The organism is Paenibacillus sp. FSL H7-0326 (genome assembly GCF_001955535.1).
GTDB lineage: Bacteria > Bacillota > Bacilli > Paenibacillales > Paenibacillaceae > Paenibacillus > Paenibacillus shunpengii.
Genome location: NZ_MPVN01000006.1, coordinates 38,885 through 62,374, shown reverse-complemented (window position 1 = coordinate 62,374; position 23,490 = coordinate 38,885). Strand labels below are relative to the sequence as shown.

General features: G+C 47.2%; 21 protein-coding genes and 1 other annotated feature. Of the genes, 6 read left to right on the top strand and 15 right to left on the bottom strand.

Annotated elements, in window-relative coordinates:
• Positions 1–56: 56 nt before the first annotated feature.
• The 11 genes from BK126_RS23885 to BK126_RS23835 form a co-directional block, all read right to left on the bottom strand.
• Positions 57–1,688, bottom strand: a complete 1,632-nt coding sequence (locus BK126_RS23885) for a putative polysaccharide biosynthesis protein (RefSeq protein ID WP_076315015.1) — start codon at positions 1,686–1,688, stop codon at positions 57–59.
• 36 nt (positions 1,689–1,724) lie between these two features.
• Positions 1,725–2,495 (bottom strand): Cof-type HAD-IIB family hydrolase, encoded by a 771-nt coding sequence (locus BK126_RS23880; RefSeq protein ID WP_256209889.1) that lies wholly within the window; start codon positions 2,493–2,495, stop codon positions 1,725–1,727.
• Between the two features lie 243 nt (positions 2,496–2,738).
• Entirely contained in the window at positions 2,739–3,629 is an 891-nt protein-coding gene (locus tag BK126_RS23875; protein ID WP_076315014.1) for a metal ABC transporter permease, read from the bottom strand.
• A gap of 17 nt (positions 3,630–3,646) precedes the next feature.
• Positions 3,647–4,579, bottom strand: coding sequence for a metal ABC transporter permease (locus tag BK126_RS23870; protein WP_076315013.1), 933 nt, complete (start codon positions 4,577–4,579; stop codon positions 3,647–3,649).
• Positions 4,580–4,585: 6 nt separating this feature from the next.
• On the bottom strand, positions 4,586–5,392 hold the full coding sequence (locus tag BK126_RS23865; protein WP_076315012.1) for a metal ABC transporter ATP-binding protein: 807 nt from the start codon (positions 5,390–5,392) through the stop codon (positions 4,586–4,588).
• Positions 5,393–5,446: 54 nt separating this feature from the next.
• Positions 5,447–6,418: a metal ABC transporter solute-binding protein, Zn/Mn family gene (locus tag BK126_RS23860; RefSeq protein ID WP_081872709.1), complete on the bottom strand. Its 972-nt coding sequence runs from the start codon at positions 6,416–6,418 to the stop codon at positions 5,447–5,449.
• Between the two features lie 313 nt (positions 6,419–6,731).
• Positions 6,732–8,747 carry a peptidoglycan D,D-transpeptidase FtsI family protein gene (locus BK126_RS23855; protein ID WP_076315011.1) on the bottom strand — a complete coding sequence of 672 codons (2,016 nt, stop codon included), beginning with the start codon at positions 8,745–8,747 and terminating at the stop codon, positions 6,732–6,734.
• A gap of 152 nt (positions 8,748–8,899) precedes the next feature.
• Positions 8,900–10,936: a peptidoglycan D,D-transpeptidase FtsI family protein gene (locus tag BK126_RS23850; RefSeq protein WP_076315010.1), complete on the bottom strand. Its 2,037-nt coding sequence runs from the start codon at positions 10,934–10,936 to the stop codon at positions 8,900–8,902.
• A 157-nt stretch (positions 10,937–11,093) separates the two neighbouring features.
• Positions 11,094–13,148: a peptidoglycan D,D-transpeptidase FtsI family protein gene (locus tag BK126_RS23845; protein WP_076315009.1), complete on the bottom strand. Its 2,055-nt coding sequence runs from the start codon at positions 13,146–13,148 to the stop codon at positions 11,094–11,096.
• Positions 13,149–13,196: 48 nt separating this feature from the next.
• A complete protein-coding gene (locus tag BK126_RS23840) occupies positions 13,197–14,336 on the bottom strand; it encodes a transglutaminase domain-containing protein (protein WP_076315008.1) in 1,140 nt (379 codons plus the stop codon).
• Between the two features lie 49 nt (positions 14,337–14,385).
• Entirely contained in the window at positions 14,386–14,820 is a 435-nt protein-coding gene (locus BK126_RS23835; RefSeq protein WP_076315007.1) for a hypothetical protein, read from the bottom strand.
• A gap of 251 nt (positions 14,821–15,071) precedes the next feature.
• Between BK126_RS23835 and BK126_RS23830 the strand changes: the two genes are divergently transcribed.
• Positions 15,072–16,232: an MFS transporter gene (locus tag BK126_RS23830; protein ID WP_076315006.1), complete on the top strand. Its 1,161-nt coding sequence runs from the start codon at positions 15,072–15,074 to the stop codon at positions 16,230–16,232.
• A 140-nt stretch (positions 16,233–16,372) separates the two neighbouring features.
• Positions 16,373–16,714 carry a toprim domain-containing protein gene (locus tag BK126_RS23825; RefSeq protein WP_076315005.1) on the top strand — a complete coding sequence of 114 codons (342 nt, stop codon included), beginning with the start codon at positions 16,373–16,375 and terminating at the stop codon, positions 16,712–16,714.
• A 12-nt stretch (positions 16,715–16,726) separates the two neighbouring features.
• Here the strand turns inward: BK126_RS23825 and BK126_RS23820 are convergent, their stop codons facing one another.
• Positions 16,727–17,344 (bottom strand): SCO family protein, encoded by a 618-nt coding sequence (locus BK126_RS23820; protein ID WP_076315004.1) that lies wholly within the window; start codon positions 17,342–17,344, stop codon positions 16,727–16,729.
• A gap of 174 nt (positions 17,345–17,518) precedes the next feature.
• Positions 17,519–18,451 (bottom strand): heme o synthase, encoded by a 933-nt coding sequence (cyoE, locus tag BK126_RS23815; RefSeq protein WP_076315003.1) that lies wholly within the window; start codon positions 18,449–18,451, stop codon positions 17,519–17,521.
• A 266-nt stretch (positions 18,452–18,717) separates the two neighbouring features.
• Between cyoE and BK126_RS23810 the strand changes: the two genes are divergently transcribed.
• The gene (locus BK126_RS23810) at positions 18,718–19,704 is read left to right on the top strand and encodes a metal-dependent hydrolase (protein WP_076315002.1); all 987 of its coding nucleotides are present in this window, start codon (positions 18,718–18,720) and stop codon (positions 19,702–19,704) included.
• Positions 19,705–19,859: 155 nt separating this feature from the next.
• Here BK126_RS23810 and BK126_RS23805 read toward each other — a convergent pair whose 3' ends face one another.
• Positions 19,860–20,075, bottom strand: a complete 216-nt coding sequence (locus BK126_RS23805) for an alpha/beta-type small acid-soluble spore protein (RefSeq protein WP_076315001.1) — start codon at positions 20,073–20,075, stop codon at positions 19,860–19,862.
• Positions 20,076–20,206: 131 nt separating this feature from the next.
• On the opposite strand from BK126_RS23805, the gene BK126_RS29540 reads away from it, so the two are divergent.
• Positions 20,207–20,377, top strand: a complete 171-nt coding sequence (locus tag BK126_RS29540) for a hypothetical protein (RefSeq protein ID WP_177178821.1) — start codon at positions 20,207–20,209, stop codon at positions 20,375–20,377.
• Positions 20,378–20,413: 36 nt separating this feature from the next.
• Here BK126_RS29540 and trpS read toward each other — a convergent pair whose 3' ends face one another.
• Positions 20,414–21,394 carry a tryptophan--tRNA ligase gene (trpS, locus tag BK126_RS23800; protein ID WP_076315000.1) on the bottom strand — a complete coding sequence of 327 codons (981 nt, stop codon included), beginning with the start codon at positions 21,392–21,394 and terminating at the stop codon, positions 20,414–20,416.
• A 67-nt stretch (positions 21,395–21,461) separates the two neighbouring features.
• Positions 21,462–21,691: a binding site (T-box leader), on the bottom strand.
• A gap of 236 nt (positions 21,692–21,927) precedes the next feature.
• On the opposite strand from trpS, the gene BK126_RS23795 reads away from it, so the two are divergent.
• Together BK126_RS23795 and BK126_RS23790 are read left to right on the top strand one after the other, a co-directional pair.
• Entirely contained in the window at positions 21,928–22,905 is a 978-nt protein-coding gene (locus BK126_RS23795) for an aldose 1-epimerase (protein ID WP_076314999.1), read from the top strand.
• A gap of 203 nt (positions 22,906–23,108) precedes the next feature.
• The gene (locus tag BK126_RS23790; protein ID WP_047913531.1) at positions 23,109–23,324 is read left to right on the top strand and encodes an alpha/beta-type small acid-soluble spore protein; all 216 of its coding nucleotides are present in this window, start codon (positions 23,109–23,111) and stop codon (positions 23,322–23,324) included.
• Positions 23,325–23,490: the final 166 nt, after the last annotated feature.

Below are 23,490 nucleotides of genomic sequence, written 5' to 3'. Positions count from 1 at the left end.
TGGTAATGAAACGATGCCTTTTTTTCTATATACGTAGTATTCAAACCCTCACTCTGTTATCCTCTTGCTCCCTGATTACCAGAACGCTTCAATCGCATCAGCGGGCGGAGCACCTTCTGAATGATACGCGGATAACTCTTCAGCTCGTCCTCTCGCAATACGCCGAGAAGGATAAGCAGAACAAAATAGCTGATAAGAACAGCCAGTCCAACGATTCCGCAGTTAATCAAGTAAGCAAGTCTAGACGGCATCAGATCAGCCATTCGCAGTCCCAGCTGATGAAGCCCGTACCCTATCCCTGCCGAGAGCACGACGGTTGCAGCAAATCCTGCCCACCTTGAGCCAAGGATGGAGAAGCTGACCGTTTTCTTCAGAACACGCACATTTAATGCCGTAATAATGAGGAATGCGAGACCTGTTGAAGCGATGATGCCATAGATGCCGAAGAACGGTGCAAGCGCAAAGCTCGCGGCAAGCTTCACCACGATTCCTATAAAGACGGTAACCATGGTAATTTTGGGTTTGCCGATTCCAAGCAGGATGGAATTCGACGTCATCATTGTAATCTGGAAGATTGTTCCGAACGTCAGCATCGCCACCACGCCGGCACCTTCCAACGAACTGAACAAGAGTCCATTGATGGAATATGCAGCAACGGTAAGTGCAATGACCATTGGCATACCTGTCATAATGGCAATTCGCATCGCCAGGGTAACCTGTCCGCGCAGATGACTTTCATCTTTTCTGGCATAAGCTGCGGCGATAATAGGAATAAGCGACTGACTAAGCGCAATAGCGAGAATCGGTGGAATCCCCGCAACCGGCTGTGCACGATTCGTTAAGATCCCGAGCAGATTGGTCGCTGCATCTGATCCGACATCACCGCTGATGAGCGGCTTAATGATGGAGGAATCAATGAAATTCACTACAGGCACAGCAAGGGATGACAGAACGATAGGAATCGATAGCGTAAAGATATCACGATAGATACGTGATAATGGAACCTGCGTGTTTGCATGCAGTGCCAGCCCCATCGACTGGTCCTTGCGAGACTGCTTGAATGCAAAATACATCATAACAGCAAAAGCACCGACGCTGCCCAGCACTCCTCCGAAGGAAGCACCTGCTGCTACCTCTTCATCGGCATATCCGAGTCGCAAGAGAATGAACGCAAGCAGAATCGCCGTTCCCACTCGGGCGAATTGCTCCACGATTTGAGAGATACCTCCGGCCGTCATGTTATTACGGCCCTGGAAGTATCCTCGCATCATGGCAATGGTCGGAAACAGCAGCAGTGCAGGAGCAAGTGCCCGAATCGCTGTCGATGCCTCCGGGACCTGAGCAACATAGGTGGCGTAGAATGGAGCGAGCGACCATAAGAGAATGGTCATGACGATTCCGGCAAAACCAGCGAAGATAAGCGCAGCCTGATATACCCTCTTGGCATCCTGCGGTTTGTCGAGTGCATACCGTTCAGATACCATCTTACTGAGTGTGCTCGGAATTCCTGCTGTCGCTACTGTAAGAAGCATAAGATAGACGCTGTTTGCGACACCGAACGAAGCATCCCCGACGGGCCCGAGCAAATGCTCAAGCGGAACCCGCTGAACTAGGCCCAGCACGCGCGCAACTAATGCCGCTGCAGCCAGAATCAGCGTCCCCTTAATAAATGATTCTTTCTTAGACAAAACGTTCTTTCCCTTCTTCCTTCCCCGTGCGAAACGTTAAGGCTGTATTTTAGTCGTACCTACCTTCAACATATGGTCACGAATGACCTCCACAATACCATCTTCATTATTGGAAGCGACGATAAGATCCGCTGCTTCCTTCACCGTCTCCTGCGCATTCCCCATGGCCACACCAAGGCCAACAGCCTGAATGACCGCAAGATCGTTCAAGCTGTCGCCAACGGCAACAACCTCTTCCATTGTAATACCGAGCAGCTTGCACACTTCGGCAACACCACTTGCCTTCGATATGCCCGCAGGATTCACTTCCAGGTTGGTCGGTGAAGAATTGGTGATCTGCAGCCCGCCGAGATCCTGGAGCTCCATGAGAATCTCATGACGCACCTGATCATCCTCTGTGGTGTAGCCAAATTTCAGCCATTCATGATCCATAATGGCATCCACCCAGCGCTCACGATTAAACAGCTGATCTACGGAATAAGCCCAGAACCAGCAGTCATGCTTCACAGCAATTTCATGCATCTTCTTAATCAATTCGGGGTCAAGCAGTGTGCGGATATGCAGCTCATTCGGCGATTTCCACACTTCGCTTCCATTCACCGTAACCATTGGTGTCTCAAGGCCCAGCTCTTGACCGTAAGGCAGCGCATGATGCGCGGCACGTCCGGTGGACAGACAGACATGAATACCGGCCTCCATCGCTTTATGAATCCAGGTAGACGTCTCATGGGATATCTCATGATTATCCGTCAGCAGTGTACCGTCCATATCCAGCGCAAGCAATTTATACTGATAATGATTACTCAAGCAGGTTCGACCTCCTTTGTTTGTTGCAACTCTTATCCAATGTTCTTATATCTCTATGAGGCAGAATCAATTAGATTCAATTTCATCATACCTTTAGCCGCCCTATCAAGAGGCATAGCGACATTTTAACATAAAACAGGATTGTTCAACAAAAATTACAATGCAAAAAGGACAGGGCGAGATTCCATCTCAGCCTGTCACTTCATCATTTCATTATGTTACATTCTCGTACACCTAATTCAACTATACTTCCAGCGGATCTTCTGACATGTTGCCCCGCTTCTGTTTCCATTTCCGAACGACAACTCCATGAAGTGGAGAGAACAGGAAGGCCAGCACAAACAAAATACCTGCGAAAGCTACCATGCATCCGGCAATGGACGAGTCCATGATCAAAGCGGAATAATAGCCGGCAAATGAGCTGATTACACCGATAATAACACTGATCACCAGCATATGGGACAGCCGATCTGTGAGCAGATATGCCGTCGCCGCAGGTACAATCAGCATGCCGACAACAAGGATGGCGCCGACACTATCAAATGAAGCGACCGAGGTCATAGACACCATGCCCATCAGCAGGTAGTGGAACAGCATTACCGGAATGCCTGTAGCCGCTGCCAGCGCAGGGTCAAAGGATACCAGCTTAAACTGCTTATAGAACAGAATTAGCAGCGTCAGAATAATCGCCAGGGTAATTCCGAGCATCCATACCGCCCTTGGCCCAAGATCCACTTCTCCAATGATCAGCCGGTCCCATTGAACATACGTAATTTCACCATACAATACGTGATCCAGATCAAGGTCGACATTCTGTGCATTTAAACTGATCAGAATGACGCCAAGGGCGAACAGAGCTGTAAAGACAATCCCGATGGAAGCATCAGACTGTAGCCCGCTGGACTCCAGATGCTGAATCAGAAAGACGGCAAGCAGTCCCACCGCCGTAGCGCCGACAAGGATCCACAGGGATTCGCGGCCACTGATTAAAAAGGCAATAGCGATACCAGGAAGGACCGCGTGGCTGATTGCATCCCCAACCATGGCCATCTTTCTAAGCACCAGAAACGTACCGAGCAGTGCACAGGCCGAGGAAACCAGTATGGCAGTTAGCAAAATCCAGAATGTTGACATGATTGATTCCCTCCCTCCTATTTACTGACCTCAGCACGATTTACCGATTGCTGCTGATTGTTGTAATCCGTTTTGGTTCTATACTTCCTAATTTCTTTGGCGAGCAGCCCCCGCCCCGGTGCGATCAGCACAGAAACACCGAAGATCAGTGTAATGACCAGCACGGTAACCGGTCCAGTAGGAAGATCCGGCATTGTTGCACTGATCAGCGTGCCCAGTGCTCCGCTAACTGCTCCAAACAGTCCTGCCAGACAGACCATCAGACCGAGCGCATTCGTCCAGTACCTTGCAGCGGCAGCTGGCGTAATCAATAAGGCTGCGACCAGCACGACACCTACAACCTGAACGCCGGCAACAACGGCAATCACGGTTAGAAATAATAACAACTGTTCAAGAAAGGCTGATGGATAACCCATTCCCCTTGCAAAGCCGGCGTCAAAGCTGATCAGCTTGAACTCCTTGAATAGCAGCCAGCACACGATGAGCAGAAGAACCGATACTCCCAGCATCATGTATACGTCGCTTCTAACCATGGAGGCTGCCTGGCCGAACATATACTTATCCAGCCCGCTGGCACTTCCGTAATCCCCATGCTGAATTTTCGTCAGGAGCACAATACCAATACCGAAAAACACGGACAATACGATACCCAGTGCAGTATCCTGCTTGATTCGGGAATAGCGGGTTATGAGCGAAATCCCAATGGTCGCCATCCAACCGGCAACAAGGGCTCCAATCATGAATAAAAAGGTGGATTTGACTCCACTCAGCATAAACGCGATGCATATGCCCGGGAGTGCTGCGTGAGCAAGGGTATCACCGATCAGACTTTGTTTGCGAAGATAGGTGAAGGAACCGATCAGTCCGCTGCTGAAGCCGAGCAGCATTGAACCAAACAGAATCCATCTGACATTAGGATCAGTCACTACAGAAGCTATCCATTCGAACATGCGGGCTCACCTTCCATCTTTCGGTGCGGATGGGGAGTGCCCGATCATGGCAATCCGGCCTCCATAAGTCTGTTGCAGCAGGTCAGGGGTGAAGGTTTCTGCTGTCGGTCCGGCAGCAACCAGTCTGCCGTTCAAGAGCAGTACATGATCAAAGTATTCTTCCACAGTAGCCAGATCGTGGTGTACAACAAGAACGGTCTTGCCCTGATTCTTGAGTGCCTCGAGCAGTGCAATAATCGCCTTCTCTGTTGTGGCATCAACGCCTGCAAACGGCTCATCCATAAAATAAATATCTGCATTCTGCGCAAGTGCTCTCGCCAGGAAGACACGCTGCTGCTGACCTCCCGAGAGCTGGCTGATCTGACGATTGCTGTAGTCAGCCATTCCTACCTTGCTCAAGCATTCATACGCAAGCTCTTTTTCTTTCTTGCCCGGTCTCTTAAACCAGCCCAGCTGTCCATACTGCCCCATTAAGACGACATCCAGGGCATTCGTTGGGAAATCCCAATCCACAGACTCACGCTGAGGAACATATCCAATTCGTTTGCGCTGCTCCTTATACGGCTTGCCGTATATGCGGACATCGCCGCTAATTGTAGGAACAAGGCCCAGCGCTGCCTTGATCAGCGTAGATTTACCGGCTCCATTGGGACCCAGAATACCAATCAGCTTACCATCCGGCACGCTGAAGGTTACATCCCTCAGAACCGGTTTTTTATGATAAGCAACGGCCAGGTTCCGTACCGAAAACGGAATTTGCTCGCTGCCTTGAGAATGATCTCCTCCTGATTGTTCATACGATAGTGAGCTCATCCCCACTCCACTCCTTCCAATGGCCTTCGGCCCATTATAACTAGGCTTTCCTATTTATTTTAGTGCATCTACAATCGTCTTCGTATTGTGCTTTACCATACCAATGTACGTTCCTTCTTCTGTTCCTTCAGGACCCATTGCATCGGAGAACAGCTCCCCGCCGATCGAAACGGTATGTCCCTTCTCTTCTGCTCCGGCTACGATCGCTTCCATTGCTTTAGGCGAAATACTGGACTCTACAAATACGGCTTTGATCTTGTTCTCGACCAGAAAATCTCTCAGCTCGCTGACATCGCTCGCACCCGCTTCAGCCGATGTGCTGATTCCCTGAAGTCCTGCTACCTCAATGTCATATGCTTCGCCAAAATATCCGAATGCATCATGAGCGGTAACAAGTACTCTGGATTGTTCTGGAATGGAAGCAATTTGTGTCTTTACCTCTTCATGCAGTGCTTTCAGCTCTTCAATATAAGCATCCGCCTGTTGGTTGTATGTGTCTGTGTTGTCCGGATCTTCTTCAATCATTGCATTGCGGATCGTATCTGTAACCTGAATCCATTTCTCAACATCAAACCAGATATGCGGATCTGCTTCCTCGCTGTCCCCATAAGGCACCATCAACAGCTCACTTTCTGGAATGTCCTTGGTTACCTGAACCACAGGCTTCGACTTGCCAATATTAATCAAGATATCTGACATTTTCCCTTCCAGATGCAAACCGTTATACAGAATGACGTCGGCGGATTCCAGCTTCTGAATATCTCCCTGTGAAGCCTTGTATAAATGCGGGTCAACCCCTGGACCCATAAGTCCTGTCACTTCTACGAGATCGCCGCCAACCTCGCGGGCTGCATCCGCAATCATCCCTGTCGTGGTTGTAATCTGGAGCTTATCATCCGCTGATGCCGAGCTTCCCTCATCCGAAGCATTTCCGCATGCGGCCAATACGAGCATCGAGCTCACAACAGCCACGCTGATCATCATTTTGTGCAGCTTACTTCCTGTTCTACCTGTAAATCTCCTCATTTCTCTCATTTCCCCTTCACCCATTTTTTGTGTGGTTAGACAATGGTTAGACATAGTTAGACGAGCAACTTAGCATTAGGCCAAGTTATTTACTTAAGTAAAATAATTTTGTACATACACTCTTTTATTAAACCAGTACAATAATGTTTCCTTAGTGCAAATATTATTAGACTCCACAAAAAAAAGCAAGAGAAATTTTCTCCTGCTTGGACTCCTCTTTATGTTAATGCAGTAATAAACACTGAAGCAGCTAGTAAACATGAGGCATAATGGTCGCTCATGTTTAGTTCAAATTACATTTGTGGTCTTATTGCTATGATGCTGGCGTACCGTCCAGTCCGTAGTATTTGTCATACGCATCAAATATTTTGCGGGCGACAGGGGCAGCACTGCTTGCTCCAAATCCGCCTTGGGGAATGACCACTGCAACCGCGAGCTTGGGATTCTCGCGAGGAGCAAAAGCGATAAACACCCCATTATCCACGTTGATGGGTTCTTGGCCGTTGCCAGGATAGATCATCTGCTGTGAAGTCCCCGTTTTCCTCGCATAATCGTATGGAAAGCCATTAAAGGCAGCACCCACATTCGTATCCATTCCGCGATGAATAATGCTCCAGTAGCTGTCATCAAATTTAGCTTCATTCAGCACCTTGGGCTCGATTTTCTTCACAACATTGCCTTCCGAATCCCTTATTTCCTTCACAAGATGAGGCTCCATCCGTTTCCCCTTATTAGCCAGCATTGACGCATATTGTGCAAGCTGCATTGTCGTATATTTGCCCTGCTGACCGAAGGAAGCAAACGCCAGTGATGATAGTGCTGTCTGTCCCTCCTGTCTATACTCAATCCGGCCGCGAAATTCATTGGGCAAGTCCACGCCTGTTGCTACTCCAAGTCCAAATTCCTTCATGTATTCATCCCAAATGTCGACTCCCTTACTGCCATATCTGCGGTACAGCCCTTCACCGATCAAATCAACCATGAAGGCGTTCGAGGAACGGCGTATTGCATCTTGTACCGTCAGTCTTCCCATGACAGCACCGCCTGAGTTCGAGACTCTTGATCCGTCCCGGCCAAATTCGGCTGAACCGAGGTCATTATACGTTGTAGAAGGGCTGATCAGCCCTTCTTTCAGGCCGATTAGAACGCTGAGCGGCTTTACAGTAGAACCGAGAAGAACGACCGACTCCGGCGTGTTTGTTTTATCCGAAGGGAAGAAGGATCGGATTGTACCATTCTGATAAATATGGCGAATCTGGTCATAGATTTCCGGAGATACACCGCCCTGTTCCCATACATTAGTATCGTAATCCGGCATACTGGCCATGGCGATTACATGTCCTGTATCCACCTCCATCGCTACCGCATAGCCGGTTGATGCATTCTTCGACTCGCTCTTGCCGCTTGAACGAAGGGCCTTAATCTGATCCAGAATCGCCTGCTCCGTTGCCTTTTGCACATCCTTATGCAGTGTGGTGTACAAATGATGGCCCTTCTTCGGCGGTACGAGCTCTGCCGGTCCGATCGGCATGTTACGAGGATCCACCGGAATGAGCCAATATCCGGATTCACCTCGAAGCTCTTCCTGATACTGAAGCTCCAAACCACCAAACCCGACATGTTCATTCTCCTGATAAAACAGTCCTGGCTGCTGAACAGCCATCTCAGCATTTCGGTGATCCATCTGCTCGTACAGCGGCTCTACCTTAGCTCCCTTGAATTTATACAAGTAACCCACCGTCTGTACCGCCAGGGAATCCTTATGATATCTCCGCACCGTTTCTTCAACGATATCGATACCCTTAAACCGTTCTTTATGCTGGAGAAAATAAGCCACTTCTTCCGAAGATAGATTACTTTTGATCAAACGAGGTACATATCCTCCGGCTTTGGAGTAGTTCAAATCCAGCTTATTGACAATATCCCCGGCAGTGATCTCCTCCGCATCCGCATGACCATGCTGTTTAAACACCGCTGCAATTTCCTGCGCCAGCAGGTTCATTTCGATCCGGCTTGCTGAGGGGATGCCGTCTGCGTTCCCGTAATTTTTATAGAGGGTGAGATATAACGAGTGCGAAGGCTCCGAATAAGCAAGCGGCGTATGGGTTGCATCAAAAATCGTCCCTCGTACAGGCATCATCGGCACCGCCTTCCGGTTCTCCCCATGCTCAAGCGCCGTCAGTTCAGCACCTTCGACAAACTGTAGAAAGGCCAGGCGTACGATCAGTACACAAAACAGCAGAAAGGCAGCAAAAAAGGTGAGATTAAGACGAAAGCTTCTTTTATTCGCCTTAAGCAGCCTTTCCTGTTCCTGCTCGTAACGGTTCATTAGATGAGTCCTCCCCCATTGTCAGACCAACTTATGTTGAATGTTGAATCCCTTCGTTATATTGGATTCATAACTCTAATTATACTAATTTATTCCATATACAAGCAAAAAAAGCTGCCGAGATTTTTCTTACTCTCGGCAGCCTGTCAGTCTTATTGTTCTGTTGTATCGCCTTCCGTATTCTTTGGTTTTCCTTTCGGAACACCATCGAGTCCATAGGCCTGATCATAGGCATCAAAGATTTTACGAGCAATTGGAGCAGCACTGCTTGAGCCGAATCCACCTTCCGGTACGACGACCGCAACGGCCAGCTTCGGATTCTCACGCGGGGCAAATGCGATAAACACACCGTTATCTACCCGATTACGCGTTCCATTATAATAAAGATCCTGCTCGGACGTTCCCGTCTTACGAGCAAAGTCGTATGGGAATCCAGAGAATGCCCTCGACACATCCGTATTCATTCCACGGTGAATGGTTTCCCAAAGAGTATCACTGAACTCAACTTCGTTAAGAACTTTTGGCTCAATCTTCTCGACGACATTACCTTCCGAATCACGAATTTCCTTCACCAAATGGGGTTCCATTCGCTTTCCTTTGTTAGCCAGCATCGTTGCATACTGAGCAAGCTGCATGGTTGTATATTTACCTTGCTGACCAAATGAAGCATACGCAAGTCTTGCTAATGATGTTTCTGCCTCATTCGTGTACTCAAGGAAGCCTTCGTATTCTTTAGGTAAATCCACACCTGTTTCTACGCCAAGACCAAACTCCTTCATATACTCATCCCAGACGTTAACCCCTTCACTGCCATATTTGTTCCATAACTTTTCTCCGATTAAGTCAACCATAAAAGCATTGGAGGAATGCTCAATCGCAGTGGCAGCCGACAGCGGTCCGTATACATGATTCTGGGAGTTCCTTACACTTGAATCATCCCGTCCAAAATAGGCGATCCCTCTATCCTGATAAACGGTTCCATTAGGGGAGAAGAAGCCTTCCTTCAATCCAATTAACACACTTAGCGGCTTCACCGTTGAACCCAACAATACCGTCGACTCGGGATGTCTTCCCGTATCATCCGGCGGGAAGGACTCTACCGTACCATTCCGGTAAATGTATTTGACCTTGTCATAATCCCAAGGCTTATTCGGATCATAGTCCGGCATACTGGCCATCGCGACTATATTCCCTGTCTCGACTTCCATGGCGACAGCAAAGCCTGTCTTGGCGTTGGGATGGAGCTTACCAGAGACCGGGTTACTGTGCAGCCAGTCCAGTTGATCCATAATTGCCTCTTCAGTCGCAACCTGAATGTCCTTATGGATGGACGAGATCAGATTATGGCCCTTCTGTGGAGGCTGAATCACCGTTCCCTCCTCCGGCAGGTTAAGCGGATTAATTGGAATCTGGCTGTATCCGGCCTTACCGCGCAGCTCATCCTGATACTGTCGTTCCAAACCATCTACACCCACATACTCAAGCTCAGAATAGACAAGCCCTGGATCCGTTTGGCTGCTATTCTCCTTATCAATAGCATCATATTCCGCTAATGTCTTGGACGTTTTGAACGTCTTGAGATAGCCGATCGCTTGTACAGCGACGGAATCCTCATCATATTTGCGGACCGTTTCCTCTATTACACTCACACCTGGAAAATCCTTCTTGTGCTGCATGAAGTAAGCAATCTCTTTCTCCGATAGATCACTCTTGATGAGTCTAGGTGTGTAACCATAAGCTTGAGTATTCTCCAGATCCATGGCGTTAATGATATCATCTTTAGACATTGGCTCACGGTCTGCTTCCCCATACTCAGCAAACACTTCCGCCAGCTTCTCCGCCATAGCCTCGGCCTCTGGACGATTCGGATTCTCTGGGCCGCCTTCCTGCTGGCTGTAATTCTTGTACAAGGTGATGTACAAGGATTGAATCGGCTCCGAATAGGCAAGCTTGGTTTCTCCGGTCGCATCATAGATCGTTCCGCGGACAGGAAGTAATGGAATACTCTTCGTTACACTGCTGCTCTCCTGCTGAGCAAGCACGGGCCCCTCCACAAACTGCAGTACAGCCAATCTTATAATAATAATAGAAAAGATAATAAAAGAGCTAAAAAAGAAAAAGTTCAATCGAAAACTGAACCGGCGTTTGTTCGAAAGTTCTTCCTTTTCATGATTTTGCTGCTGTGCCATACGATACCTCGCTTTGTGTTTCTTTTGCTGTATTCCATTCTACCATAATCGGACAATAAATTTCCTCTTTGCTGGTTACAGTTTCGTCATTAAACGACAAAGAAACAGTATGCCTTATATGAACCTTTCAAGACATACTGTTTCATCCCATTAAATATTAATTAGTGCTCTGCTCTTCATCCTGTTCGGCTGCCTCATTTCCCTTAGGCGTACCGTCCAGTCCAATGTATTTGTCATAGGCATCATAAATCTTCCTTGCTACCGGCGCAGCACTGTTGGAGCCAAATTTCCCTTCCGGTATAACGACAGCAATCGCCAGCTTCGGATTGTCACGAGGAGCGAAGGTAATGAACACGCCGTTTTCAACATCTACTCCACCTACATTCTGTTGGGAGGTTCCTGTCTTACGAGCATAATCATAAGGGAAGTTATCAAAGCCTTGAACATTACTGTTCATCCCTTGTTTGATTTCGTCCCAGTAAGCATCATCCATCTCGACGGTGTTCAAGATTTCTGCTCCGAACTCCTTGACGACATTCCCATCCTCATCAGTTATCTTGCTGGCAATTTGGGGCTTTAATCGTTTCCCTTCATTCGCCAGCATAACCGTATATTGAGCCAGCTGCAGTGTTGTATACTTACCCTGCTGACCAAATGAAGCGTAAGCCAAAGCTGATTGTGTACCGGTGGTTTCCTGCTCATGGATATACTCGCGCAACCCATCCTGCTCACCAGGCAGACCGCTTTCCGTACTGACACCAAGCCCAAACTGCTTCATATAGCTGTCCCATACTTCCACACCACCGGTGTTGTATTTATCAAACAGCTTATTGGCTACCATCTCAATCATAAAGGCATTGGACGAATGTTCGATGGCAGAGGCGGGGTCGATTTGACCATATACGTGACCACTCGAATTACGTACCGTTGATTCATATCCCTTCTTCCCGAACTTGCCTGCTCCCGTATCGTTATAGATCGTCGAGGTGGTAAACAGTCCTTCATTCAATCCAATCAATACCGACAGCGGCTTAATAACAGAACCGAGCAGCACGGTAGAAGAAGGATGCTTATAGCTCTCCTCCTGGCTTCCATACGATTGATACACTTCACGAATGGCTCCATTGGAGGAGAACGGTGATATCTTATTAATTTCTTCCTGGGTTTTACTGCCCTCTGACCACACATTAGAGTCGTAGTCAGGCATGCTTGCCATCGCAACAATCTGCCCCGTATCTACTTCCATGGCAACGGCAAAGCCGGTTTTGGCGTTGGGTGCATAGACGGCAGGATTGCTAGTTGTCTGCAAATATTCCAGCTGATCCATTATGGCCTGTTCGGTTGCCATCTGCACATCTTTGTTAATCGACAGCCACACATTATTACCCTTGTCAGGCGGGGTCAATGTCGATTCACCCGAGATCCGATTCTGCGAGTCCACCGGGAAGGTCTTCAGTCCTTTCGTGCCGCGAAGCTCCTCCTGGAACATCAGCTCCACTCCATCATATCCGACCTCTTCATTATCAAGATATTGGAGCGCCGGGTCCTCCTCTTCCTTGGCTTGAATATAGAAATCAATGCCATACTCTGGATCAATCACCGAACGGAAGGGCTTCATGTACCCAACGGTCTGTACTGCAACCGTGTCCTTGTCATAATGGCGAATATTCTCTTCTACCACTTCAACACCCGGGAAATCCTCTTTATGAGACAAGAAATAGGCAATCTCCTCGTTTGTCAAATCGGTTTTGATTCGCCTAGGCGTATATCCGTAATTTTGTCGATACGTAATATCAAGCGCTTCTTCAATTCCCTGTGCAGTCATAGTCGTTTCTGGATCGCCATATTCATCAAATACCGCTTTAAGCTCGGAAATGATACTGCTTAGCTCAGCCTTGTTCTCTTCAAGACTATAATTCTTGTCCAAGCTCATGTACAAGGATTGAGTGGATGAAGAATAAGCAATTTTGTTCTCGCCTGTCGAATCGAAGATCGTTCCGCGAATGGGCGCAATCGACACGCTTTTTGTTGCAATATTGGCTTCTTCCTTCTGCATTGTCGGTCCCTGCACCAGCTGCAAATAGGCCAATCTTACAATCAATACGGTAAAAATAAGAAATGTCGCAAGAAAAAACACATTTAAGCGAAAGCTGAAACTTTTCTCATGGTTTGTTTGCTGACCAAGATACGAAGCCATCTCCTCTTTGTTCATTATGCTACTACCCTTTCCTGCTATTCCGAAATATACCCGGCAGCCTATTTAGACAGTCTGATCTTTGATATGGGTGTCATAAAAATGAGGCGGATTGAACCAGTCACCGCTGCTTGCCCATGTCGGATCAAGAGGGACCCAAGTATCCTGTTCACTCAGGTATACTTCATTCCAGGCATGAGCCCCATAGCCGCCTTGACCGTTGTAACCAAGGCCTGTAACGACTCTCACCTCGAGATCCTGTGAACGAGCCATTACCGCATAGAGCCTCGCGTAGTCAATACATACCCCCATCATCGTATCGAAGGTATCTTGAGGCGTCTGCTCATTCCATATGCCGCGCTGCTCGTAATCCTCGACTTTTCCATAATCGTACTCAACTCGGGTTCCTACCCATTGATAGAGCTCTCTTGCCTTCTGCTCATCTGTAGCAGCACCCTCCACAATCTTAGCCGCAGCTCCTTCGATATCCTCAGGAATATTGCGGTCAATGACCTCATATCTGCGCTGCATCATGCCGTTAAATTCCTTCTGAGCAGCCTGGCTGATAACCGGAAGCTTGTCCTTAATCAGAGTCCCGGATATGGGCTCTATTACGGATTTCGCTCCTTGCTGATACATCGGTGATGACTCTACATAATTGCTGAAAGAACTGCTAGGATACAGACTGACTACAATGAACAGCAGTGCAATAACCAATACGCATCTTGCTGCTCCAACGACAGCACCGAAGCCCGCCCCCATTAATCGGCTGAGAAAGCCTGGATTGCGGCGAGCTTCACCGGATGGAATTCCTCTGATGAACCCGCCGATCAGACTTAGAATGGAACGAATGATGCTGTAACTGATAACGAACAGCACAGCAAACCGCAGCAGCGGAAAATCAGCCAGTGCCGTAATGACGGTGTAATATATTTGCTCCCATGTGTTTAAATCGCGATCCGGCATCGCCTCACTGTAGCCCGATAGCCATGACTGTACCGCAGGAGACAGCTTCAAGGATAGCAGGAAAGCACCTGCGATTCCGACGATGGTGAACACACCCTCTGTAATCAGGTTCACCAGTGTGCCTGCCGAACGAGAAGCTCCCCGGATAAAGCCCTGCAACAGCGATATAAGGATAATCATCATTAGAACAAGCGTAATGAGGTTCCCCTCCTTCACGCTCCCTATCCAAGCATCAATCATAATTCACCTGCTTTCTTGCCTATCTAAAGCTCTAAAACTAAAAACGCAGCTATTGATTCTGAGCGGTTTCCATAAACAATTGAACCGTATCGTTAACACTCCACTCCCCGAGCGATATGCCGCGGACAGACACTTTAACCTTATCCTCGCCCTGCTTGCCGCTCACTTCAACATTCGGACTTGTTATGGTGAAGGTACCGTCCGGATTCACTGTATACTCCGCTTTTTCCGCTTCCTTCTGCATGAGCTCCGCGGCCTCTGTTCGAAGCGTATCCATCGTGCTGGCACCAACATCAGTGACGACTGTTCTAATCTGTTCAAATGAAACACCGCTATAGATGATAAGTGCCGCAACAATCACGACGACAATGGCCCATTTGAGCATAGTCCTCAGCACATTAATAACGACGAACAACAGAATCAGCGCAATCACGATAACAAGCCAATTTTGCGAAATAAACTCTTTCCATATTTCAATATCCATCCACTTGACCACCTTTTTTTCACACTCTAGTTCTGTACCACTTTATCGGTCAATTTAAGATTGTGTCTTCATCGAGGTTACTCCTGCCTTGCTCTTGGTTCAATCTCCCGAATATTATACATGATTACCGATATCCCTGTCATATAAGCGCGAGCTTGTGGAAAAAAACGGTATAAGACCCGTTTGTCCAGCGTACAAGTATATCATGTGTGGTTATGCTTGTTCGACTCGAAAAAGGAGGTGCAGTTCGTTTGAAAACGGCCGTATGGCTCTATCTTTTTCTTTTTCTCGCCTTTTTTGATTTGCATGCTCAATATCCGATACTTACACCCTTTGCGCTCTCACTTGGAGCCGTACCTACATTTATAGGCTGGATGATGGGGATCTACTCGCTTACCCATCTGCCTGGTAATCTCATTGCAGGCACCCAGATTGACAAGCACGGAAGCCGGCGGTATATCATCTTCAGTTTAACTGCAGCTGGAATCGTACTGCTCCTGCAATCCCAAGTCGTTACGCCTTGGCAGCTGCTTGCCCTCCGGGCCATCAGCGGCTTTGTGCTTGCTTTTCTGTCTCCAGCCTGTATGACTCTTCTTGCCCAGCTGTCATCGGATCCCATCACACAGGGCAAATATATGTCTGGGCATGGCGTGGTTCACACTTTAGCTTCTGTTGTCTCTCCGGCTGCAGGAGCATTTATCGTCGCAGGTATCGGCTTCTCAGGCACCTTCCAGAGTCTCGGTATCCTGCTGATCATTACCGGAATTATGGCATACTTCACACTCCCGGCTGTAAAAACGAGTGCAGCAAATTCACCACCTGCACCGACAGAAGACAGCCCGAATCGTCGCTTCTTTCCGATTTCATGGCGTTTTTTCGTACTCCCGCTGGTTGTCGCATGTGCTCAAGGCATTCTTTTCTTTGAACTGCCGCTTAGAGGCAGCGGGTCGGCCTCCATCCTATCTACGGGTCTGTTATTTTCGATCATCAGTCTTGGTGCTCTCGGGACGCTGAGTATGCTCTTTCTCAATCGCTATTCACCAACCCTGAGGCTGGCAAGCGGTGTTTTGCTCATGGCGTTCAGCTTCTTTCTTATGGCCGCTGCACCCCAAATTCCGTTGTGGCTGATTCTGTTTATTCTGGGTACTTCCAAAGGAATTATCTTTCCTGCACTGGCTTCCATGCTTGTTCAGCTTAGTCAAGGTGTGCGGCTTGGCAGAGTGTTCTCTATCCAGTCGATAGCCACTTCACTCGGCTCCTTCGTCGGACCGATCGCTGCAGGACAAATTCGTATGGACGTATCACCGTACTTTCTTGCATTTATTGTGCTAATGCTTGGACTGCTCCTCCTTCCATTCCCTAACAAGTTTAAAGCGTCTACTCTGTCCCATCCGGAAGCCAAGCATGTTTAAGGATCCGATGGGAAGCATACATAAAGAGGCCTGCCGTTACGGCAGACCTTTTTTGCATCAAATTCCAAAATTGCGCTAAAATATAAACAAACATTTCCCGGGGAATTTCGATATTTAACATACTAGAGGTGAAGCATACGATGCCGATTCATGTCATTGTTGAAGGTAAGAACGACCGCAGCAAGCTCCGCAGGCTGCTCGATCCCGAAATATCCATCCTATGCACTTTCGGTACGCTCAACAGTGAGAAGCTGGAGACGCTTCGCAAGCGCGTTCAGGATGATGAAGTGTATCTGTTCATGGACAATGATAGTTCAGGCAAACGAATAAGGGCCATGCTGCGCGACACCTTTCCCGATGCAGAGCAAATATATACGAGAAGAGGTTATGCGGGTGTCGAGGGTACACCTGATGAGTATCTGGTCGCACAGCTGGAGAAAGCGGGCCTTGAGGCTTTTATTATTTATCCAGAGGTATTCTAGTCGAAGGAAGCTCTACTCATTTACCAGTGTCCTGACATCTCTTGCGATAACATCCGGAGCTGCCGCCTCCATATCTGATGCGTTATACACCTTCCGAAGATTGTTATCCTTATCCACAAGACCGATATAATTGGCATGGACGAAGTTATCTGCCTTGTCTCCTTCGATAATAATCTTGAAAGAGTCTCTTGCCAGCTGCTTCGTCTGTTCGGCATCCCCTCTCAAGAAATACCAGCCTGAGTAATCTGCCTTGAAGCGATCAGCGAATTCCTTGATCTTCTCTCTCGTGTCCACCTCCGGATCAAATGAGATGGAGACAAAGGACGCGTCCCTGCCAAAAGTACCGTCTTCCTTCAACAAATCCTGCACTTGCGACATGGAGAATGTCGTTACCGGGCATACGTCCGGACAGCTTGTAAAATAGAAATAAAATAGCCGTACCTTCCCCTCTGTATCCGCAAGTGAAACGTTGCTCCCATCTACATTTTCCATACTAAAGTCCGTTACTTCCCCTGCCACCGGAAATGCTTCTTCCCCCAGATCAAGCGCATTATAGATTAGATAACCAGCCATCGCTGCAGCAATCAGCAGCAATATCCAGGTCCATATGTATTTTCTAAGCAATGCCATAATATTCTCTCTCCTCATCTTACATTATCCCCAAAGCATGTAATAAATTTGAAGCCAACTTTACAAAAGAAGGAGTCCTTTCAACGGTACGCTTGACAGGGACTCCTATATGCTCATTGATTAAATTCTTCACTGAAAGTGTAATTACTGTTCATACCGGGCTCAGCAATGAATCTATTGGCGTACGGTATCGATAATCATTAGAATAAAGCTAATGGTTAAATAATTGATGGAGAAGAAAAACATCTTCTTGGCCCATGCATCGGTGTCTCTGGCCCAGAAGCCTTGAACGCCGAGGAACAGCCATATTAATGACAGTACTAAGGATACGCTCGCAAAAATGATGCCTGTATATCCATAGACATACATTAATATCGGCACGGGAACCAGAAGAATCAAATAAGGAAGCATCTGTATTTTGGTACGATGGACTCCTTTTACTACCGGAAGCAGCGGATAGCCGGCATTCTTGTAATCCTCCAAACGGCGAATGGCAAGAGACCAGAAATGTGGCGGCTGCCACAAAAACAGCATGGCACCGAGCAGAATCGCACCCATGTCTACTGTCCCCGTCACAGCAACATATCCAATGACAGGCGGCACTGCTCCAGAGAAGCCTCCCATGGAAGTACTCCAGGTTGAGGAGCGCTTAAGCCACAGCGTATATACAATTACGTATATGAGCATCCCAAATATGCCGAGTACACCTGCCAGCCAGCCGGAAAAAGCAAACAATAGGGCTAGTCCGGCAATGCCCAGGATGAATGCATAAGCGAGCACGAGCTGCGGAGTAAGCTTCCCGGTAGGAAGTGCGCGATCCCGTGTGCGTTCCATTTTTTTATCCAGCTCACGATCAAAGTAGTTATTGAACACACAGGCTGAAGCCATAACGAGAACCGTTCCGAGCATGGTTATTATCATTTTGAGGTAGTCAATGTCCCATTGAGAAGCAAGCCAATATCCGCCAAAAGCGGCAATAAGATTGCTCCGGAGGATGCCGGGTTTAGCCAATGTAACGAAGTCTCTCCAAGTGACAGACTCTTGCGGCGGTGTTTGCCGGGTTGAGAGCGCTGCCGTATCGGAAGAGGCTCGATATCGATTACTCACGCTTCTATAATCCTCCTTGCTTTGCGTCATATGGAGGGGAATTATGGCCTCCGCACTAAATTTTATCACAACAAAAAAAGAAAGTCTTTGACATTCATCTTGCAAATATGAATAGGATATGACAAATTTATCTAAATTTATGGCTTATCTTACTTCATCGAATACAGGATGTGTGAATAGGGCATCTACTAATTGAACAGATCATTTTTAGGAAAAACAAGTATTACAGCTATCGTTTATACCAATAACAAAGGAGAATACCTTAGATGGATACCGCTACACATTTTGTTATGGGCATAGGACTTGCCGGACTCAGCTACGTCGATCCGGTAGTTGCGGCTAATCCTGAGCTTGCCTTTGCCGTTATGATCGGAACCGTCGTTGGTTCACAAGCACCTGATATCGACACGGCGCTTCGTATGAAAAACAATGCCGTTTATATACGTAACCATCGCGGCATTACACATTCGCTTCCTTTTCTTGCTATATGGACTGTGCTGATTACTGCCGCCATTGCACTTCTATTCAGGGATGTTCCAATCGGGCATGTCGCTCTCTGGACCGGAATCGCCGTATGCGTCCATGTATTCACAGATGTCTTCAACACCTACGGCACACAAGCGCTGCGGCCGATTACGGAGAAGTGGATCTCATGGAATATCATTCACATCTTCGATCCGGTTTTATTCGGTACCCATATCGCAGCCATCCTGCTGTGGGCCTTCGGGGTATTCCACCCTGCTGAGATTTTCACTGTGCTGTATATATTTTTAGCGTTTTATTATATTTGGCGCACTTGGGTTCACTTCGCCAGAAAGGCTCATGTCAGACGGATGGACCCTGCTTCCAAATCCAGCGACAAATATTATGTCATCCCGACAATCCATTTGAACCGCTGGCATGTCGTTAAAGCCCATGTGGATGGGAGCTACGAAATCGGAAAGCTGGACGGAAATGAGCTCACTTGGAAAAAGCACGCCGTTTCTTCAGACCACCCGGCAGTCGCTAAATCCAAAGAACATCCTGATATTCAAGCCTTCCTCTACTTCACGTCCTTTGCCGTCGCAGAGGTGGAAGAGCTGAGCTTCGGATACTTTGTCCGTTGGGGGGATGTCAGATACCGGCATCGCAAGCAATATCCTTTTGTCGCCTGTGTCGTCTTGGACAAAAACTATGAGCCGATCAGCTCTTACGTCGGCTGGCTCAGTGAAGACAAAATGGAGAAGAAGCTCTCCATCAGCTCGAATATTTAGTACGATTGACATGAAACGGCCTGTGAAGGCCGTTTTTTGTTCTTGACGGAAAGCGGTTTATTCAGGCAAAATCAGCACAAAGGGATTAACACACAAAAAGCCTAAAACGGCTTGCGCCGCTCTAGGCTTATGACCTCAAATTATATCTGTCTATGTTACATGCCGCTGCGGCCAGACAGTTGTTGTTCAGCTAATTGCACAAGACGTTTTGTGATGTATCCACCAAGTGAACCGGTTTCACGGGAAGTGTAGTTACCATAGTAGCCGTCAGCCGGAATGGTTACACCCAGTTCTTGAGCCGCTTCCATTTTAAGCTGTTGAAGAGCTGCTGTTGCTTGTGGAACTACCAGATTGTTAGAACGAGATGCCATAATGTGTAATCTCCTTTCGCTTCTCATGCTGTTATTATGTGCTGTGCAAGCTTGCAAAAATATTATGTCTCTTACTATCTGACGCTATTCTCTTTTTTACAAAAAACTTTGATCTGGAGGTATTTTACAAAATGATGAGTAAAGGTTTGTCCGCTTGGTTCGCGATCTCTTCGATGCTTCTGCTTATGGCAACTGCCGTATCTCTCAGCCATTCCCTGTGGTTTGCTCTGCTGTTCGCTGTCTTGTCCGTTGCTAATATTGGATGGGGCTTTGTTATAAAGGCAAAAAAAAGAAGAGCATGATCTTTCGAGATCACAAGCCCTTCTTTGCTCTTTTTGTTAAAGTACGAATCCCATTCTTTTTTTGACTTCATCCAGTGTTTTGGATGCTTCCTCGCGAGCCCGTTCCGCGGAAGCGTTCAAAATGTTCATCAGCTCATCTGATTCGCGAACCTCACGGTATCTCTCTTGCATCGGTTCGATAACGGACAGCACGACTTCGGCCAACTCTTTCTTAAAGCCGCCGTACATCTGTCCTTCGAATCTTTTCTCTACATCTTGCAATGAGAGGCCTGAGCATTCGCTGTAAATGCTCATTAAGTTGCTGACTTCCGGTTTGTTCTCCGGATCAAAACGGACGACACTATCAGAGTCTGTTGTCGCACGGCTGATTTTTTTACGGATCTCTGCCGGTGTGTCCAGGAGGGAAATATAGCTGCCTGGGTTAGGATTACTCTTGCTCATCTTCTTGGAGGCATCATCCAGTGACATGACACGTGCTCCTACCTTTGGTGTATAGACCTCAGGAATGGTAAAGAATTCACCATAACGATGGTTAAAACGATGTGCCAGATCTCTTGTAAGCTCAAGATGCTGTTTCTGATCCTCACCTACGGGCACCAGATCCGCATTGTACAGCAAAATATCTGCAGCCATTAATGAAGGATATACAAACAATCCTGCACCTACTGATTCTTTACCTTGAGACTTATCCTTAAACTGCGTCATACGCTCAAGCTCACCCATTGCGGTCAGCGTGGTTAGCATCCATCCGAGCTCTGCATGCTGGGGTACGTGGGACTGAAGGAACACATTGGCTTTTTTCGGATCAATGCCTGCTGCAAGATAGAGGGCTGCAACATCCTTGGATTGCTCTCGCAATGCGGCAGGATCTTGTGCAACCGTGATCGCATGCAGGTCAACGACAACAAAATGACAATGATATTCGTCCTGCAGCTTTACAAAATTTTTCATGGCGCCGATGTAGTTGCCCAGTGTTAATTTGCCGCTGGGTTGAATACCTGAAAAAACAGTTTTCATTTTCTTTTTCCTCCTAAACAAATCCTAATTTGGTTCATGAGAAACACAAAAAGGCCCCACATCCCATAAAAGGGACGTGAGACCGTGGTGCCACCCTAATTCACTGAAATTCATCAGCCTTTTATTTTCCTTAACGCGGAAACCATCGTCCGGCATACTAAAGAAGAACATTACTTCTCGTTGTGCCCGGGAGCTCTGAGGTCCATTCAGACAAAGCATGCAATACCGGTTCGCATCCACCACCGGCTTTCTGTACTTGCTAATGCTAAGCTTACTTATCCTCATCATCGCTTTAATTTGTATGATCTGGCGCTCGTCATCTTACAATTGAGCTTTGCTATATCATAAGCATCTATTGCTCTGATTGTCAATCGTGACTTTCCATTTCCCAAAGATTACATTATTTTCATTGGGAAATGACAGATCCTTTTTCACAGCCCGGCTTGATTATCTGATATGATAGTCTTAAGTTTGTTCTTACGAATTGTACTTAAGTTGTATTTTGATTTTTTGTGGGAAAAGGAGTAAATAAAATGAAACAAGTGACCAAAGGACTTTGGAACGGCTATGATACATACACCTTAAACAGCCGTGATCTTGAAGTCACCCTGCTGCCCCGCCTCGGTAACAATATTATATCCATCTATGATCGAGCTCAGAATCGAGAAGTTGTTCGAAGACCAGATGAACAGGATCTCGCTTTCTATCTTCAGAAACCTTACCATTTTGGCGTTCCGATGCTGATTCCTCCAGGGCGTATCTGCCGAGGTCACTTTGAGTATGCGGGCCACGAATACCAATTCGCCCAAAACTCCAACCATTCCAATCATATTCATGGATTACACCGCACACAGCCGTGGTGCGTCAGTGATATTGAAGAAGACGAAGAAGGATGCACCGTCACAACTGAATTCAAGACTCAAGAAGATGAGCTGTGGATGGAGCATTTTCCTGTACCGCTCAAGCTCGAGATGACATTTCGTTTACAGGGCTCCCTCCTGACACAGCAGCTTCGTATTACTCATCTTGGCAGCCATGCTATTCCTTTTGGAATGGGCTACCATACCTGGTTCCTGCTTGATGGTGAACCGGAACGTTGGAATATATCTTTACCTGTTACAGGCATATATACGCTGAATGAAGAACAGCTGCCCACAGGTGAATTAGCCAGTTTAGATGCTCAGGCAGAGCTTCCTGAAGGCATCAGTCTTGCAGGACAAAATCTGGACACCATCTACAGATCAAATATGGAGCAGGATACTGCTGTTCTGCAGCGTAATGATGGATATACGATTAAATATACAGCCAGCAAGGATTCCTTTAAGCATTGGGTATTGTTCACCAAAGGCGAAGCCAGTGATTATTTATGTATTGAGCCCTACACCTGGCTTCCCGACGCACCTAATCTGAACAAGGATACAGAATTCACTGGCTTGATTCATATGGAGCCTGGAGAGTCAGTCTCACTTCATACCGCAATTGAGATAATACAGCCTGAACACGCAAAATAAATGATCTGAATACGCACTAGCAGCTGACATATGCTTCAGCTGCTTTTTTGTTGTTGAACGATCTAAATCCTAGTTCCTCATCACTCTTGTGGCTGCTGTTGAGAGTACTCGAATTTTCCACTTGTTACCTTATCCTATTTTGAGTATATTTTATCTCTTTGAAACCATACTAAACTCACAAAGCACAAAGGAGGTGACAACACATGGCAAATGGAAGATCTTCTAACAACCTTGTCGTTCCTCAAGCAACTGCAGCTCTTCAACAATTGAAGATGGAAGCTGCACAAGAGCTTGGTGTAACTATTCCACAAGATGGTTACTACGGTAACTACACTTCCCGTGAGACTGGTTCTCTTGGAGGTTACATCACAAAACGTCTTGTTCAATTGGCTGAACAGCAATTGGCTGGTCGTCAATAATGATGCAATTTTCCTCATAAATCTAGCCTAAGCTGTTCTGACATGATTATGCACTGAAAAGTGTTGTTCGTGTAAGAAGAGATCTATGGCAGATAGACAAAGCGGTCTTCTAACCAGAGGGCCGCTTTGTTTCGTTGTAATTCAAGTTTCTGCTGGGTCTAATCTA

Excerpts from the sequence above, each read along its gene's own strand:
- BK126_RS23865 (WP_076315012.1), bottom strand. The coding sequence starts at position 5,392 with ATGAGCTCACTATCGTATGAACAATCAGGAGGAGATCATTCTCAAGGC.
- BK126_RS23820 (WP_076315004.1), bottom strand. The coding sequence starts at position 17,344 with ATGGCATTGCTTAGAAAATACATATGGACCTGGATATTGCTGCTGATT.
- BK126_RS23835 (WP_076315007.1), bottom strand. The coding sequence starts at position 14,820 with ATGGATATTGAAATATGGAAAGAGTTTATTTCGCAAAATTGGCTTGTT.
- BK126_RS23855 (WP_076315011.1), bottom strand. The coding sequence starts at position 8,747 with ATGAACCGTTACGAGCAGGAACAGGAAAGGCTGCTTAAGGCGAATAAA.
- BK126_RS23790 (WP_047913531.1), top strand. The coding sequence starts at position 23,109 with ATGGCAAATGGAAGATCTTCTAACAACCTTGTCGTTCCTCAAGCAACT.
- BK126_RS23845 (WP_076315009.1), bottom strand. The coding sequence starts at position 13,148 with ATGAACAAAGAGGAGATGGCTTCGTATCTTGGTCAGCAAACAAACCAT.
- BK126_RS23825 (WP_076315005.1), top strand. The coding sequence starts at position 16,373 with ATGCCGATTCATGTCATTGTTGAAGGTAAGAACGACCGCAGCAAGCTC.
- BK126_RS29540 (WP_177178821.1), top strand. The coding sequence starts at position 20,207 with ATGATGAGTAAAGGTTTGTCCGCTTGGTTCGCGATCTCTTCGATGCTT.
- BK126_RS23795 (WP_076314999.1), top strand. The coding sequence starts at position 21,928 with ATGAAACAAGTGACCAAAGGACTTTGGAACGGCTATGATACATACACC.
- BK126_RS23870 (WP_076315013.1), bottom strand. The coding sequence starts at position 4,579 with ATGTTCGAATGGATAGCTTCTGTAGTGACTGATCCTAATGTCAGATGG.
- BK126_RS23805 (WP_076315001.1), bottom strand. The coding sequence starts at position 20,075 with ATGGCATCTCGTTCTAACAATCTGGTAGTTCCACAAGCAACAGCAGCT.
- BK126_RS23840 (WP_076315008.1), bottom strand. The coding sequence starts at position 14,336 with ATGATTGATGCTTGGATAGGGAGCGTGAAGGAGGGGAACCTCATTACG.
- trpS (WP_076315000.1), bottom strand. The coding sequence starts at position 21,394 with ATGAAAACTGTTTTTTCAGGTATTCAACCCAGCGGCAAATTAACACTG.
- BK126_RS23875 (WP_076315014.1), bottom strand. The coding sequence starts at position 3,629 with ATGTCAACATTCTGGATTTTGCTAACTGCCATACTGGTTTCCTCGGCC.
- BK126_RS23850 (WP_076315010.1), bottom strand. The coding sequence starts at position 10,936 with ATGGCACAGCAGCAAAATCATGAAAAGGAAGAACTTTCGAACAAACGC.
- BK126_RS23810 (WP_076315002.1), top strand. The coding sequence starts at position 18,718 with ATGGATACCGCTACACATTTTGTTATGGGCATAGGACTTGCCGGACTC.
- BK126_RS23860 (WP_081872709.1), bottom strand. The coding sequence starts at position 6,418 with ATGAGGAGATTTACAGGTAGAACAGGAAGTAAGCTGCACAAAATGATG.